The 14,196-nt window shown below is 69.6% G+C and carries 11 protein-coding genes and 2 pseudogenes; 11 read left to right on the top strand and 2 right to left on the bottom strand.

Going from position 1 to position 14,196, the window contains the following annotated elements:
• The 7 genes and pseudogenes from E8D38_RS28450 to E8D38_RS24795 form a co-directional block, all read left to right on the top strand.
• Positions 1-202, top strand: a pseudogene (locus E8D38_RS28450) (hypothetical protein); the annotation flags it as partial.
• Entirely contained in the window at positions 199-1,167 is a 969-nt protein-coding gene (locus E8D38_RS24820) for a LysR substrate-binding domain-containing protein (RefSeq protein ID WP_140636760.1), read from the top strand. The pseudogene E8D38_RS28450 and the gene E8D38_RS24820, both read left to right, overlap by 4 nt.
• Positions 1,168-1,239: 72 nt before the next feature.
• Positions 1,240-1,695 (top strand): NAD(P)H-dependent oxidoreductase subunit E, encoded by a 456-nt coding sequence (locus E8D38_RS24815; protein ID WP_140636758.1) that lies wholly within the window; start codon positions 1,240-1,242, stop codon positions 1,693-1,695.
• A gap of 633 nt (positions 1,696-2,328) precedes the next feature.
• Complete coding sequence (locus E8D38_RS24810; RefSeq protein WP_140636756.1) at positions 2,329-3,870, top strand: formate dehydrogenase beta subunit; 1,542 nt, start codon at positions 2,329-2,331, stop codon at positions 3,868-3,870.
• A gap of 25 nt (positions 3,871-3,895) precedes the next feature.
• A pseudogene (gene fdhF, locus E8D38_RS24805) lies at positions 3,896-6,723 on the top strand (formate dehydrogenase subunit alpha).
• A gap of 42 nt (positions 6,724-6,765) precedes the next feature.
• On the top strand, positions 6,766-6,993 hold the full coding sequence (locus E8D38_RS24800) for a formate dehydrogenase subunit delta (protein ID WP_140636753.1): 228 nt from the start codon (positions 6,766-6,768) through the stop codon (positions 6,991-6,993).
• Complete coding sequence (locus tag E8D38_RS24795; protein ID WP_246099645.1) at positions 6,990-8,135, top strand: HPP family protein; 1,146 nt, start codon at positions 6,990-6,992, stop codon at positions 8,133-8,135. Before E8D38_RS24800 ends, E8D38_RS24795 begins: the two co-directional genes overlap by 4 nt.
• A 10-nt stretch (positions 8,136-8,145) precedes the next feature.
• On the opposite strand, the gene E8D38_RS24790 is transcribed toward E8D38_RS24795, so the two are convergent.
• The gene (locus E8D38_RS24790; protein ID WP_246099647.1) at positions 8,146-8,994 is read right to left on the bottom strand and encodes a glycoside hydrolase family 62 protein; all 849 of its coding nucleotides are present in this window, start codon (positions 8,992-8,994) and stop codon (positions 8,146-8,148) included.
• Between E8D38_RS24790 and E8D38_RS29140 the strand changes: the two genes are divergently transcribed.
• Positions 8,963-9,322: a hypothetical protein gene (locus E8D38_RS29140; protein ID WP_246099648.1), complete on the top strand. Its 360-nt coding sequence runs from the start codon at positions 8,963-8,965 to the stop codon at positions 9,320-9,322. The genes E8D38_RS24790 and E8D38_RS29140 overlap by 32 nt on opposite strands.
• 89 nt (positions 9,323-9,411) lie before the next feature.
• Here the strand turns inward: E8D38_RS29140 and E8D38_RS24785 are convergent, their stop codons facing one another.
• The gene (locus E8D38_RS24785) at positions 9,412-10,170 is read right to left on the bottom strand and encodes an IclR family transcriptional regulator (protein ID WP_140636751.1); all 759 of its coding nucleotides are present in this window, start codon (positions 10,168-10,170) and stop codon (positions 9,412-9,414) included.
• Positions 10,171-10,261: 91 nt separating this feature from the next.
• On the opposite strand from E8D38_RS24785, the gene E8D38_RS24780 reads away from it, so the two are divergent.
• Genes E8D38_RS24780 through E8D38_RS24770 form a run of 3 tightly spaced genes read left to right on the top strand, consistent with a single transcriptional unit; the run spans position 10,262 to position 14,153 of the window.
• Positions 10,262-11,245, top strand: coding sequence for a tripartite tricarboxylate transporter substrate binding protein (locus tag E8D38_RS24780; protein ID WP_140636749.1), 984 nt, complete (start codon positions 10,262-10,264; stop codon positions 11,243-11,245).
• A 23-nt stretch (positions 11,246-11,268) separates the two neighbouring features.
• Positions 11,269-12,063 (top strand): enoyl-CoA hydratase/isomerase family protein, encoded by a 795-nt coding sequence (locus tag E8D38_RS24775; RefSeq protein ID WP_140636747.1) that lies wholly within the window; start codon positions 11,269-11,271, stop codon positions 12,061-12,063.
• Positions 12,064-12,068: 5 nt separating this feature from the next.
• Positions 12,069-14,153: an acetate--CoA ligase family protein gene (locus E8D38_RS24770; protein WP_140636745.1), complete on the top strand. Its 2,085-nt coding sequence runs from the start codon at positions 12,069-12,071 to the stop codon at positions 14,151-14,153.
• Positions 14,154-14,196: the final 43 nt, after the last annotated feature.

The raw sequence follows: 14,196 nt of genomic DNA, 5'->3' as shown, positions 1-14,196 counted from the left end.
GCCCTACCTGCCCACGGTGCCGGCCGAGAAGGCCGGCGCGGCGCCCGAGGTGATCGCCGCCATCCGCTACGGCGCAGGCATCGCCGGCGCGCTGCTGGTGCTGGCCATCGGCAAGCTGGCGGCCAGCCGCACGAAGACGGCACCGCGGACCCTCGCAGCACCGCCGGTGCTGCGGCCGCAGGACCAAGACGCCGCGCAGTGAGACACGCCACGCTGCGCCAGCTCAAGGTGTTCGAGTCGGTGGCCAGGCACCTGAGCTTCTCGCGCGCCGCCGAAGAACTCCACCTCACCCAGCCGGCGGTTTCCACGCAGATCGGCAAGCTCGAGGAACACGCCGGCAACCCGCTGTTCGAGCAGTTCGGCAAGAAGGTCTACCTCACCGCCGCGGGCGCCGAGCTGCTGCAGATCTGCCGCGGCATCCTGCTGCAGTTCGAGCAGGCCGAGAACACGATGGCCCAGTTCAAGGGCGTCACCGGCGGGCGGCTCAACGTGGGCGTCATCAGCGCGGGCGACTACTTCTTTCCGCGCCTGCTGGTGGAGTTCATCGGCCGCCACAGCGGCGTGACGCTGAACTTCACCGTGCACAACCGCGAGGAACTGCTGGCCCACATCGAGCAGAACCTCACCGACCTCGCGATCATGGTGCGCCCGCCTTCGGAGATGGACACGCTCAGCCAGGCGTTCGCCCCCCACCCGTACCTCATCATCGCGCCGCCTGCGCACCCGATGGTGGGCCGCCGCTGCATCGCGCCGGCCGAGGTGATGCGCCAGCCCTTCGTGGTGCGCGAGCGCGGCTCGGACACCTGGCGCTCGATGCAGGACGCCTTCGGCGGCGACGTTTCGGGCCTCAACGTGGCGATGGAGATCCGCAGCACCGAAACCATCAAGCAGGCGGTCATGGCCGGCTTCGGCCTCAGCTTCCTGTCGGCCCATACGGTGAGCCGCGAGCTGCGCAGCGGCGAGCTGTGCGCACTCGAAGTGGATGGGTTTCCGATGATGCTGAGCTGGTTCGTGGTGCACCGGCGCACCAAGCGCCTGCCGCCGGTTGCACAGGCGTTCAAGGACTTCCTGCTGTGCGAAGGCGCCGCGCTCATCGAGCAGATCGTGCCGTGGCAGGCGCATGAGGCCTGCCTCCCCCGACCGCACGCCGCTTTTTGCGAATCTTGACGGCGGTCAACGGCTCGCAGCGAGGCCCGGCCCGATAGTGACTCGCAGCTGTTCAACCGCAAGAGCCCAAGCATGCATCCAGCCACCACAGCAGCACCCTACGACGCCGAGGCGGTCGCGCGCGTGATCGCCGAACGCAGGCACCTGGACGGCCCGCTCATGCCGGTGCTGCACGGCGTGCAGGAGGCCCTGGGCTGGGTGCCGCCCGAGGCCGCAGGCCAGATCGCACAGGCGCTCAACCTCTCGCGGGCCGAGGTGCACGGCGTGGTGACCTACTACCACCACTTCCGCCAGCACCCGGTGCACGGGCCGGTGCTGCAGGTGTGCCGGGCCGAGTCGTGCCGCACGGTGGGCGCCGAGGCCCTGCTGCAGCACGCCCGGGCGGCCGGCGGCTGCACCGTCGAGCCGGTGTACTGCCTGGGGCTGTGCGCACTGTCGCCGGCGGTGATGCTGCAGGGGCGGCCCCATGCGAAGGTGACGACACAGCGGCTCGACGAACTGCTGGCCGAGGCAGCCGAGCTCAAGTGACTCAGCGCGAGCGACCCCCCATGCGCAAGCAGAACCTTTCCGTTCGCCCTGAGGTATCGAAGGGCCGCCAACCCCGATTCATTCACCACGGAGGCGCGGAGGACGCGGAGAGCCGCCGAGAAGAGCTTGTGTTCCTCCGCGGTTCTCCGCGATCTCCGCGCCTGCGCGGTGAAGGCATTCGGCATCTCACGCGCGAACAACAGCCACCCGTTCGCCCTGAGGTATCGAAGGGCAGCCACCAAGCGTCGAAGGGCTTCGATACCTCAGCCCGAACGGCTGGCTGTGTGTCATCGCAACAACCCCAATCCATTCACCACGGAGGCGCGGAGGACGCGGAGAGCCGCCGAGAAGAGCTTGTGTTCCTCCGCGGTTCTCCGCGATCTCCGCGCCTGGGCGGTGAAGGTATTCGGCATCCCGCTCGCGAACAACAGCCACCCGTTCGCCCTGAGGTATCGAAGGGCCGCCGCCAAGCATCCAAGGGCTTCGATACCTCAGCCCGAACGGATGCTGGCTGTGCTCCACAGACGGAATTCCAATTCATTCACCGCGCAAGCGCGGTGAATGTGTTCGGCATCCCGCTCCTTGCGGCGCTTCATGCGTCGCAGAAGTCGCATTTCGCCATGGATCTCTGACATGAAGGCAACCACCGTCTACATCCCCTGCGACGCCGCGGCCCTGGCCATGGGTGCCGATGCACTGTCCGACACGCTGCAGGCCGAATGCGCTCGCCGCGGGCTGCCGGTGCAGCTCGTGCGCAACGGCTCGCGCGGACTGCTGTGGCTCGAACCCATGGTGGAGGTGGACGCGCCCGCCGGCCGCGTGGCCTACGGTCCGGTTCGGCCCCAGGACCTTCCCTCGCTCTTCGACGCCGGCTGGCTCGAAGGCGGCTCGCATGCACTGGGCCTGGGCCTCACCGAAGAGATCCCCCTGCTCAAGCGCCAGCAGCGGCTCACCTTCGCGCGCTGCGGGTTGGGCGACCCGCTGGCCGCCGTGCCCTGGGCTGGCCTCAAGAACGCACTGGAGATGCCGCCCGAAGCGATCGTGCAGGAAGTGCTCGACTCGGGCCTGCGCGGCCGCGGCGGCGCGGCCTTTCCGGCGGGCATCAAGTGGCGCACCGTCGCGCAGACCGCCTCCGACCAGAAGTACGTCGTCTGCAATGCCGACGAAGGCGACTCCGGCACCTTCGCCGACCGCATGCTGATCGAGGGCGACCCCTTCCTGCTGATCGAGGGCATGGCGATCGCGGCGCTGGCCGTGGGCGCAAGCAAGGGGTTCGTCTACCTCCGCTCCGAATATCCGCATGCGATCGCCACCTTCGAGCGGGCGCTGCAGCGCGCCCGCGAGGACGGCGTGCTGGGCCGCTCGCTGCTCGGCTCGAACGAACCGTTCGACATCGAGGTGCGGGTGGGCGGCGGCTCCTATGTGTGCGGCGAGGAAACCGCCATGCTCGAGAGCCTGGAAGGCAGGCGCGGCATCGTGCGGGCCAAGCCGCCGCTGCCCGCGGTGAGCGGCCTGTTCGGCAAGCCCACCGTCATCAACAACGTGCTGACCTTCGCCGCGGTGCCCACCGTCCTGGAAAAGGGGGCGGCCTTCTACAAGGGCTTCGGCACCGGCCGATCTCTCGGCACCCTGCCCTTCCAGCTGGCCGGCAACGTGCGCCGCGGCGGGCTGTTCGAGCTGCCCTTCGGCCTCACGCTGCGCGAGCTGGTGTTCGACATCGGCGGCGGCACCGCCAGCGGCCGGCCGGTGAAGGCCATCCAGGTGGGTGGACCGCTCGGCGCCTACGTGCCCGAATCGCAATGGGACCTGCCGCTCGACTACGACGCCTACACCGCGAAGAGCCTGGTGCTGGGACACGGCGGCGTGGTCGTGCATGACGACACGACCGACATGGCGCAGCTGGCGCGCTTCGCGATGGAGTTCTGCGCCATCGAGTCGTGCGGCAAGTGCACGCCGTGCCGCATCGGCTCCACCCGCGGCGTGGAGGTCATCGACCGCATCGTGAGCAACCACAACCGGCCTCAACAGGTGCGGCTGCTGCGCGACCTGTGCGACACCATGCTCGCCGGCAGCCTGTGCGCGATGGGCGGCATGACGCCCTATCCCGTCCTGTCCGCGCTCGATCACTACCCGCAGGACTTCGGCCTTCTCGACGACGACGAGCAGGCTGCCTGAAGCACACGCAGCAGAAAGAGAACGCATGCAGCCCTTCAACGAAGTCGACTACGGAACTCCCAAGCGCGAGTCCGCCACCGAGGTCACGCTCGAGATCGACGGCCAGACCGTCACCGTGCCGGCCGGCACGTCGCTGATGCGGGCAGCCGCAGAGGCGGGCATCGGGGTGCCCAAGCTGTGTGCCACCGACAGCCTGGAGCCGTTCGGTTCCTGCCGGCTGTGCCTGGTGGAGATCGAGGGTCGCCGCGGCTTCCCGGCTTCGTGCACCACGCCGGCCGAAGCCGGCATGAAGGTGCGCACCCACAGCGACAAGCTGGCCAAGCTGCGGCACGACGTGATGGAGCTCTACATCTCGGACCACCCGCTCGACTGCCTCACCTGCTCGGCCAACGGCGACTGCGAGCTGCAGGACATGGCCGGCGAGGTGGGCCTGCGCAACGTGCGCTACGGCTTCGAGGGCGCCAGCCACCTGCAGGCGAAGAAGGACGAGTCCAACCCCTACTTCACCTACGACCCGAGCAAGTGCATCGTCTGCAACCGCTGCGTGCGCGCCTGCGAGGAGACCCAGGGCACCTTCGCGCTCACCATCAGCGGCCGCGGCTTCGAGTCGCGCGTGTCGCCGGGCCAGGACCAGCCCTTCATGGACAGCGAATGCGTGAGTTGCGGCGCCTGCGTGCAGGCCTGCCCCACCGCCACGCTGCAGGACAAGAGCGTGATCTCGCTGGGCATGCCCACCCGCAGTCTCGTCACCACCTGTGCCTACTGCGGCGTGGGCTGCGGCTTCAAGGCCGAGGTGAAGGGCGAGCAGGTGGTGCGCATGACGCCCTGGAAGGACGGCAAGGCCAACGAGGGCCATTCGTGCGTGAAGGGCCGCTTCGCCTGGGGCTATGCCACCCACAAGGACCGCATCACGAAGCCGATGATCCGCCGGAAGATCACCGACCCGTGGCAGGAGGTGAGCTGGGACGAAGCCATCGGCCACGCCGCCGCCGAGTTCAAGCGGCTGCAGGCGAAGTACGGCCGCGACTCGATCGGCGGCATCACCTCGTCGCGCTGTACCAACGAAGAGACCTACCTGGTGCAGAAGCTGGTGCGCGCCGGCTTCGGCAACAACAACGTCGACACCTGCGCCCGGGTGTGCCATTCGCCCACCGGCTACGGCCTCAAGCAGACCTTCGGCGAGTCGGCCGGCACGCAGACCTTCAAGTCGGTGGAGCGCTCCGACGTGATCATGGTGATCGGCGCCAACCCGACCGACGCGCATCCGGTGTTCGCCTCGCGCATGAAGAAGCGCCTGCGCGAGGGTGCGAAGCTCATCGTGGTCGACCCGCGGCGCATCGACCTGGTGGCCTCTGCGCACGTGAAGGCCGACTTCCACCTGCAGCTGCGGCCCGGCACCAACGTGGCGGTGATCACCGCGCTGGCGCACGTGATCGTCACCGAGGAACTGCTGGCCGACGACTTCATCGCCGAGCGCTGCGAGGGCCGCTCGTTCGAGCAGTGGCGCGAATTCGTCGCCCGGCCCGAGAACTCGCCCGAGGCGATGGAGGCGGTGACCGGCGTGCCGGCAGTGCTGCTGCGCGGCGCCGCGCGGCTGTATGCCACCGGCAATGCCGAAGGACTGCTCGGTGAACGCCGCCCCAACGGCGCCATCTACTACGGCCTGGGCGTGACCGCCTGGCCATGGCCACCGGCAACGTCGGCCGCGAAGGCGTGGGCGTGAACCCGCTGCGCGGCCAGAACAACGTGCAGGGCTCCTGCGACATGGGCTCCTTCCCGCACGAGCTGCCGGGCTACCGGCATGTCTCGGACGACGGCGTGCGGGCCGAGTTCGGCGCCGCCTGGGGCGCCACGCTGGCCAGCGAGCCCGGCCTGCGCATCCCCAACATGTTCGACGCCGCGATGGACGGCAGCTTCAAGGGGCTGTACGTGCAGGGCGAAGACATCGTGCAGTCGGACCCCAACACGCAGCACGTGACCGAGGCCCTCTCGAACCTGGAATGCCTGGTGGTTCAGGACATCTTCCTGAACGAGACCGCCAAGTACGCGCATGTGTTCCTGCCGGGCGCCTCGTTCCTCGAGAAGGACGGCACCTTCACCAATGCCGAGCGCCGCATCTCGCGGGTGCGCCGCGCGATGAAGCCGCTGGCGGGCCTGGCCGACTGGGAGGTGACGGTGAAGCTCTCGAACGCGCTGGGCTACCCGATGAACTACACCCATCCGTCGCAGATCATGGACGAGATCGCCGCGCTCACGCCCACCTTCCACGGCGTGAGCTACGCCCGGCTCGACAAGCTGGGCAGCGTGCAGTGGCCCTGCAACGAGGACACGGCCGAGGAAGGCACGCCGATCATGCACGTCGACGAGTTCGTGCGCGGCAAGGGGCGCTTCGTGATCACGCAGTACGTGGCCTCGCCGGAGAAGGTGAACCGGCGCTTCCCGCTGGTGCTCACCACCGGCCGCATCCTGAGTCAGTACAACGTGGGGGCGCAGACACGGCGCACCGCCAACAACCTGTGGCACGACGAGGACCGGCTGGAGATCCATCCGCACGATGCCGAGGAGCGCGGCATCGCCGACAACGACTGGGTCGGCATCGAAAGCCGTGCCGGCGAGACGGTGCTGCGCGCCCGGCTGAGCGACCGGGTGCAGCCGGGCGTGGTGTACACCACCTTCCACTTCCCCGAGTCGGGCGCCAACGTCATCACCACCGACAGCTCCGACTGGGCCACCAACTGCCCCGAATACAAGGTGACCGCGGTGCAGGTAAGCAAGGTGACGCAGCTGTCCGAATGGCAGCGCGACTACGGCCAGTTCAACCGCACGCAGCTGGAGCTGCTCGGCCGCGAGTGATGGCAGCCACGCCGAGCGGCTCACCCTGGAGACGATGAGCGCATGAACAACACCGAGCACCTCATCCGGATGGCCAACAGCATCGGCGACTTCTTTTCGGCGATGCCGGACGAAGCCGAAGCGCGGCGCGACCTCGCCACGCACATCCGCCGCTTCTGGGAGCCGCGCATGCGGCGCAGCATCTTCGAGCACATCGACCAGAAGCAGGGCGACGGGCTGCAGGCCATCGTGCTGCAGGCGCTGCAGGAACACCGCGCCCAGTTCACGTGAAAGGCGAGAGCCTGCGACTGCGCCGGGCAGCCGCCGCGAGCTGGCGCGACTTCCTGCCGCCCGACCAGCAGGTCGATGCACGCGAGCGCTGGCGCGCCGCCTGCGGCGCGTTGTTCGGCGTGCTGCTCACCGGCTGGCTGGGGCTGCTGCTCGCACCCGCGCATGGCGCCGCACCGTGGCTGGTGGCGCCCATCGGCGCGAGCGCGGTGCTGGTGTTCGCCCTGCCGGCCAGCCCGTTCGCCCAGCCCTGGAGCGTGGTGGGCGGCAACACGCTGTCGGCCCTGGTCGGTATTGCCTGCGTGCAGCTGCTGGGCGTGGCGCCCTGGTCCGCCGCGCTGGCGGTCGGCCTGGCCATCGCACTGATGTTCGCCTTGCGCTGCCTGCATCCGCCGGGCGGCGCCTGCGCCCTGCTGGTGGTGCTGGGCGGCGTGACCGACCCGCTGTTCGCGCTGGAGCCGGTGCTGCTGAACTCGCTGCTGCTCATGCTGGCCGGCGTCGCCTACAACCGTGCCACCGGGCGTGCCTATCCGCAGCGCGGTGCTAGCGTGCCGAAGCTCGACGAGCTGCGGCTGCGGTCCTTCACCGACGCCGACCTCGACGCGGTGCTGGCCCGCTACAACCAGGTGCTCGACGTCAGCCGTGACGACCTGCACATCCTGCTGGAGCAGGCGCAGATGCAGGCCTGGCGCCGCCGCCTGGGCCAGGTCCGCTGCGCCGACGTGATGTCGACCGACCCGATCGCGGTCAGCTTCGGCACGCCGCTCGACGAGGCCTGGGCGCTGCTGCGCCGGCACCGCATCAAGTCGCTGCCGGTGGTCGACCGGGTGCGGCGCCTGGTGGGCATCGTCACGCTGGCCGACTTCATGCGCGAGGCGCGCATCGACACCCATGCCGACTGGCACCGGCGCCTCGCGTCACTGATCCGCCCCACCCCCACGACACACAGCGACAAGCCCGAGACGGTGGGCCAGATCATGGCCCGGCAGGTGCGCGTGGTGAGCGCCGACCGGCCCATCGGCGACCTGCTGCCGCTGTTCTCCACCACCGGCCACCACCACGTGCCGGTGATCGACGGCGAACGCCGGCTCGTCGGAATGATCACGCAGTCGGACGTGGTGCGGGCGCTGGCGCGATCGGACTGAAGCCTGCGGCCTATCGTGCCCTGATCAGCCCGAGGCGATACGGAAGCCGCTCGTAGGTCGCGGTCGAGTTCGGGTCGACGCCCTGGTACAGGAACTCCATGTTGCAGGCATCGATGGTCAAGGTCTCGTCGTGGCCATCACGAATCATCTCGCCGTGGCTGATGTCGTTGGTCCATCTGGCGCCTTCGAACGAGACATTCGCAGCGCCGGCAAACGGCGCGGCCTGCTTGTCGGCCAGCGGCGTCCACGGGCCATCCAGGCTGGTCGATGTCCAGGCCCGGAAATAGCGCGGCCCGTAGGCCTCGACCAGCAGCAGGTACTTGTTGGTGCCCTTGACCTTGTAGACGTTGCTGGCTTCGAACAGGTTGGCCACCTGGTCCGACATCACCGTCTCGTAGCCGGAAAAGTTGGGGAAGTTGCCGATGCTCGTCTTGGAGCGATAGAGCTTCCCGTCATCCGCCGAGAAGAACAGATGGCAGTTCGCGCTGTCGCAGATGACCCAGTAGTCGAGTGCGTTGGGCGGACCGCCGCTCAGCAAGGACCGGGGTGCGGTCCAGCCGTCGGGGTTTGCGATGTCGGTGTTGGTGGAGTACTTGGCACCCCACTGCGAAATCATGTACCACTTGTTGTGCGGCCGGAAGAAGAAGACCTGCGGTGCCACGGCGTCGCCCACGGGCCTGCTGGCCAACGGCACCTGCGCCGCGCTCCCCGCCTTCGAGAAGTCGCTGAAGTTCAGGTAGACCGCGCTCCACGCGTTCCTCGACGTGTCGAAGACCGTCGCAAAGACGTGATACAGATTGTTGTAGCGAACGATCGTCGGGTCCTTGATGGACACGAAGTTCGCCGACTGCGGGGCGATCAGGGGCTGCGTCGAGACCCATGAAAACGTGGAGGGCAGATCGCAGGACGCGGGCGTGGGTGCCGGGGTGGGCGTCGGCGTCGGCGTGGGTGCGGGGGTGGGTGTCGGCGTGGGTGCGAGGGTGGGCGTGGGTGTCGGGGTGGGCACGGTCGTCGGGGTGCCTGCAACCGGCGCGCTGGTCGAAGTGCCCGAAGCGCCGCCGCCGCAAGCCGACACCCACACGCTCAGCAGGCCGACCGCCATGATCCGTGCCGCATCCGGCAACCTGCCGGCGCCCGCGGTCTTCGCCACTGTGTTCGACACCTTCACCCCCTTGCTCACCTGTTGAAAGGCGGCACCGTAGTGCTCCGCCCCTGTCCTGTCATGACGGAGCTGTGACGGGGCGGATGGGAGCGACGGACGGCTTCCTCAGCCGCCTCAAAGGTGCTCGATGCCCTCGCGGATCCGCTGCGCGAGCGACAGCAGCGGCCCGCGCAGCGCTTCGACGACGTCCTCGGCCGGCGTATCGCCGGTCACGCTCATGTTGAGCACATAGACGGGGTGGCCGTCCACTACGATCGGGGCGGCCAGGGCCACCACCTGCGGCTGCCACGAGGCCCAGCAGAAGCCGTCGCTGCGCACCCGCTCGACGGCCGCCGAGATCTCCTGCGACAGTGCGCGCCAGCCGCTGGCGCGGCGTGCGCGCACCTGCTCCAGCACTGCACGAGAGGCATCGCGCGGTGCTGCGGCAAGCCAGGCACGGCCGAGCGAGGTGAGCTCGATGGGCACGCGCTGCCCGGCCACCACGTTGCGCCACGCCACGCGACGGCTGTAGCGCACCGACTCGAGGTAGACCATCTCGTCGCGGTCGGCCACCGCCAGCCCGACGTTGATCTTTCGCTTCTCGGCCTCGCTGCGCATCAGCGGCCCGGCCATGGCCAGCACCGGCGAGCCCGACCGCATGGCATGGGCCAGGCTAAGCACCGGCGCCGCCAGCCGGTAGGCCCGCCGGCGCCGATCGTGCTCGAGCAGGCCGCAGTCGACCAGGGTCTGCGCCAGCCGGCTCACCGTCGCGCGCGACAGACCGGTGCGCTCGGCCAGCTCGCCGTTGCCCATGAGGTCCACGCCGGGCCGGAAGGCCCTCAGGATCTCGATGCCGCGCTCCAGGGAGCGGTTCCTGTCGCCTCGTGTGTTCATTTCCACCTGCTGGAAATCAGGCCGTGCCAGCGCCGATTGTGCGGCCTAACCTTGGGTCACCACGACAGCCATGACGACGAAGGAGACACACATGCAGCCGCTTCGCTTCGGATCCGGGTTCACACGCCTCGCGGCATGGGCCGCCGCCGCATGGCTCTCTGCCGGCGCCGCGCTGGCGGCCGCCTATCCCGACAAGCCGATCCGGCTGGTCGTGCCCTTCGCCCCCGGCGGCGGCACCGACCTCATCGCCCGCACGCTGGCGGCCGGCATGTCGAAGGAGCTGGGGCAGAACGTCATCGTCGACAACAAGCCCGGCGCCGGCACCATCATCGGCACCGACGCGGTGGCAAAGAGCCCGGCCGACGGCTACACCCTGGTCATTGCCACCTTCGCGCATGCGGTGAACCCGAGCCTGCAGCCCAGGCTGCCCTACGACACCGACAAGGCCTTCGCCCCGGTGGCCCTGATCGGCAAGGGGCCCAACGTGCTGGTGGTGCGGCCCGACAGCCCGTACCGCAGCGTCAGGGACGTGATCGCCGCCGCCAAGGCCAGCCCCGGCAAGCTCACCTACGCATCGCAGGGCAACGGCACCTCGGCCCACCTGGCCGGCGAGATGTTCACCAACCTCGCCAAGGTGGAGATGACCCACGTGCCCTACCGCGGCGCGGGCCCGGCCCTCACCGACCTGCTGGGCGGGCAGGTCGACATGATCTTCGGCACCGCCGCCGCGGTGTCGACCTTCATCGACAGCGGCAAGCTGCGGCCGCTGGCGGTCACCACCGCCGCGCGCTCGCCCAGCCTGAAGGACGTGCCGGCGCTGGCCGACACCGTGCCAGGCTACGTGGTGGAAAGCTGGTACGGGCTGTACGTGCCCGCCGGCACGCCGGCGGACGTGATTGCGAGGCTCAACGCCGCCACCCGCAAGGCGGCCCAGACCGACGACTTCAGGAAGAAGGTCGAAAGCGAGGGCCTCGTCATCAGTGCCGGCCCGCCGGCGGAACTGGACGCCTACGTGCGAGCGGAGGAAGCGCGCTGGCGCAAGGTGGTCAAGGAGAACAACGTCAAGCCCGACTGAGCCGAGCGCCCCGGAGACCACACATGACCTACGAACTGATCGACCTGCAGGTGCAGGCATGCATTGCCACCCTCACCTTCAACCGCCCCGACAAGCGCAACGCGATGAGCGACGCGATGCGCAGCGAGTTCATCGACGCGCTGGAGCGCATCGCCGCCGACCGTGCGATCCGCGCCGTGGTGCTCACCGGTGCCGGCAAGGCCTTCTGCGCCGGCGGCGACATCGCCGGCATGGAAAGGCGCATGAACGCACCTGCCGGCGAAGTGGGCTTCAACGGCTGGCACCGCCAGCAGCGGGTGCATCGCACTCAGGCCCTGCTGCACACCTGCCCCAAGCCGGTGATCGCCGCCGTGAACGGCGCGGCGTCGGGGCTGGGCGCCGACACCGCCCTCGCCTGCGACTTCGTGCTCTGCAGCGAATGGGCCAGCTTCAGCTGGTCGTACATCCACCGCGGCATCGTGCCCGACGGCGGCGGCATGTACTTCCTGCCGCGGCGGGTCGGCCTGCCGCGCGCCAAGGAGCTGATCTTCACCGGCCGCAAGGTCGAGGCCGACGAAGCGCTGGCGCTCGGCATCGCCGACCGCAAGACGAGTTCGCAGGCATTGCTGGCCGATGCCCAGGCCTGGGCCGCCGAACTCGCGCAGGCCTCGCCGACCGCGCTGGCCCTCACCAAGACCATCCTCAACCAGAGCTTCGAGCTGTCGTCGCACGACGTGTTCGCCCAGGGCAGCCAGGCCCAGGGCATCTGCTACACGAGCAGCGAGCACCGCGCGTCGGTCGAAGCCTTTCTCGCCAAGAGCCAGGCCGCCAGGGAGTGAAGCCGATGGACGCGATTTCCCGACTGCTCAAGCCCCGCAGCGTTGCCGTCATCGGCGCCTCGGCGGATGCGATCAAGACCTCCGGCCGGCCGGTGGCCTACCTGCGCAAGCACGGCTTCGCCGGCGCCATCTACCCGGTCAACCCCAAGGCCGATCGGATCGGCGAGCTGCCCTGCTACCCCGACATCGCCTCGCTGCCCGAAGTGCCCGACGTCGGCATCGTGCTGCTGGGCGCCGAGCGGGCCCACCTCGCGGTACGCGAGCTCGCGGCACGCGGCTGCGCGGCGGCCATCGTGCTGGCCAGCGGCTACACCGAGACTGGAGAGGAAGGCGCGCGCCGCCAGCAGCAGTTGGTCGAAGCCGCCGGGTCGATGCGCCTGCTGGGCCCCAACACCATCGGCCTGGTGAACCTTACCGACAACATCGTGCTGTCGCCCTCGGGTGCGCTGGAGACGGACGAGTTCCTGGCTGGCGGCATCGGCGTGGTGTCCCAAAGCGGGGGCATCCTGGGTTCGCTGCTGTCGCGTGCGGCGGCCCGCGGCATCGGCCTGTCCAAGCTGGTGGCCACCAGTAACGAGGTGGATCTGGAGCTGTCGGACTTCATCGACCACCTGGCCGGCGACCCGGCCACGAAGGTGATCGCGCTCTACGTCGAAGCCGTTCGCCACCCGGAGCGTTTCCGCGCCGCCTGCCTCAAGGCCGCGCGCGCGGGCAAGCCGGTGGTGGCCTTCAAGGTCGGCCGCTCCGAAGCCGGCGCCCAGGCGGCCGTCTCGCACACCGGCGCGATGGCCGGCGCTGACCGCATGTACGACGCGCTGTTCAGGCAGGTGGGCGTCATCCGCGCGCAGAGCTTCTCGGACCTGCTGGACATTCCTGCCGCGCTGGCCACCGGCCGCCGGCTGCACGGCCGGCGGGTGGCGATCCTCACCTCCACCGGCGGCGCGGGCACGCTGGTGTCCGACGACCTGGGCGTGGCCGGCTTCGACACGCCCGCGCCTGACGCGGCCACGGCCGCTGCCTTGCGCGCGCTGCACACCGGCAGCGAAGCGGTGCTCGACCGCAACCCCATCGACGTGACCCTGGCCGGGTTGCGGCCCGACCTGCTGCGCGGCGCGATCGGCACCCTGCTCGCGAGCCCGACCTATGACGCGCTGGTCATCATCGTCGGCTCGTCCAGCCTCGCCATGCCGCAACTGCTGGCCGGTGCCATCGAGGACTGCCTGCCGAACTCCGACAAGCCGGTGCTCGCCTATGTGAGCCCGCATGCGCCCGAAGTGGGGGCGCTGCTCACCTCGCGCGGCGTGCCGGCCTTCACCGCGGCCGAAAGCTGCACCGCGGCACTGGCAGCGATGCTGCGCGCCGGCGGCTTCCGCCCGCCCGCCGAACCCGGCGCGCCCGGGCCCGGGGTACCGATCGACGACGTGCCCGGCGGATCGCTCGACGAGGCGCAGGCCAAGCAGCTGTTCGCCCGCTTCGGCGTGCCGTGCGCGGCCGAACGCATCGTGGCCTCGCCTTCCGAGGCCGAAGCCGCAGCGCGCGAACTGGGTGGGCCGGTGGTGCTGAAGATCCTGTCGGCCGAGATCACCCACAAGAGCGACGTCGGTGGCGTGGCCGTCGGCCTCACGGCGCAGACCATCGGCGAGCGGCTCGAGCGCATGGCGGCCGACGTGGAGGCGAACACCGGCCGGCGCCCGTCGCGCTTCCTGGTTCAGGAGATGGTGGCCGGCGGCACCGAGCTCATCCTCGGGCTGCGCCGCGATGCGCTGGGCACGGCGGTGATGCTCGGCATGGGCGGCATCACCGCCGAGCTCTTCAAGGACACCACGCTGCGCCTGCTGCCGCCGGGCGGCGGCCTCGGCCGCGGCGACGCGCTGTCGATGGCGCAGGAGCTGCGAACCTGGCCGCTGCTCGACGGCTTCCGCGGCCGGCCCGCAGCCGACGTCGACGCCCTGGTGGACGCCATCGTGGCCTTCTCGAACATGGCGGCGCAACTGGGCGATCGCCTCGTCGAAGCCGAGGTGAACCCGGTGTTCGTACTGCCCCGCGGCCACGGCGTGCGCGCCGCCGACGGCGTGGCGGTGATGAGATGAACCACCCCGTCTCCGCGGTAAAAGCTGTTGAGTCCGTTTCATG

Source organism: Methylibium rhizosphaerae, assembly GCF_006386545.1.
Taxonomy (GTDB): Bacteria; Pseudomonadota; Gammaproteobacteria; order Burkholderiales; family Burkholderiaceae_C; genus Pseudorivibacter; species Pseudorivibacter rhizosphaerae.
The sequence above is the reverse complement of the archived record's forward strand: the minus strand, read 5'-3'. Positions and strand labels throughout refer to the sequence as shown.

What these genes read in the sequence shown, in the direction of transcription:
- E8D38_RS24815 (WP_140636758.1), top strand. Translation starts at nt 1,240, where the DNA reads ATGCATCCAGCCACCACAGCAGCACCCTACGACGCCGAGGCGGTCGCG.
- E8D38_RS24810 (WP_140636756.1), top strand. Translation starts at nt 2,329, where the DNA reads ATGAAGGCAACCACCGTCTACATCCCCTGCGACGCCGCGGCCCTGGCC.
- E8D38_RS24800 (WP_140636753.1), top strand. Translation starts at nt 6,766, where the DNA reads ATGAACAACACCGAGCACCTCATCCGGATGGCCAACAGCATCGGCGAC.
- E8D38_RS29140 (WP_246099648.1), top strand. Translation starts at nt 8,963, where the DNA reads ATGGACACGAAGTTCGCCGACTGCGGGGCGATCAGGGGCTGCGTCGAG.
- E8D38_RS24785 (WP_140636751.1), bottom strand. Translation starts at nt 10,170, where the DNA reads ATGAACACACGAGGCGACAGGAACCGCTCCCTGGAGCGCGGCATCGAG.
- E8D38_RS24780 (WP_140636749.1), top strand. Translation starts at nt 10,262, where the DNA reads ATGCAGCCGCTTCGCTTCGGATCCGGGTTCACACGCCTCGCGGCATGG.
- E8D38_RS24775 (WP_140636747.1), top strand. Translation starts at nt 11,269, where the DNA reads ATGACCTACGAACTGATCGACCTGCAGGTGCAGGCATGCATTGCCACC.
- E8D38_RS24770 (WP_140636745.1), top strand. Translation starts at nt 12,069, where the DNA reads ATGGACGCGATTTCCCGACTGCTCAAGCCCCGCAGCGTTGCCGTCATC.